The 616-nt window shown below is 49.2% G+C and carries 1 protein-coding gene; it reads right to left on the reverse strand.

Translation table 11 applies throughout. The features are described 5' to 3' along the window. Window positions 1-289: 289 nt before the first annotated feature. On the reverse strand, window positions 290-616 hold a 327-nt coding region (locus GY683_RS05535), incomplete at its 5' end, for a hypothetical protein (protein ID WP_297287795.1).

Below are 616 nucleotides of genomic sequence, written 5' to 3' on the forward strand. Positions count from 1 at the left end.
CTTATTGATCCGGCAGATAGGCAACATATCAGCGCTAAGTTGCATAGCATCCCCCTTTTGGGTGACATGATTACAGTCATGGTTGTGAGCGGTTTTAAATCAAAAAGCAAAGGGCCCGGCAAAGCCGGGTCCTTTCAATCGTAAACCGCCGAGTTTTTGGCACCAGCTTATCGCTTAGCGGCGCAGTTGGCTCTGGTGCGCCTGGGTTTGATCTAAAATTAAAACCACTGGATCGTGATGACAATTGGCCGCTGTCATTGTGCACGATGTGCAACTGGCTGCAATTTTTTCATTGAATCAGATCACAGCCCATGAACAATTGTGCGCTGACGGTTTTCTGTTTTTGATAATACGCTTCAGCGAGCAGCAATGTACCCACATTCATAATTTGGCGTCTGTGACCATGGCAATGGGCCGAGATGAGGGCAATGGCATCGGGTTCAAACAGGTCTTTGGGTGCCTTAGCCTGGCTGAGTCGGTAAGCGATGAACTGCTCGGTTTCCTGCTCGCTGAGGGGTTCTAAAGGAAAATTGACGGTCAGTCGGGTTTTGATCGGATTCAGGACCGCCAAATGCATCTGTTTGGGCAGCATATCGTCGCGGACGATGATCAATGA

The sequence above is a fragment of the Moraxella sp. genome (assembly GCF_024227015.1).
GTDB lineage: Bacteria > Pseudomonadota > Gammaproteobacteria > Pseudomonadales > Moraxellaceae > Moraxella.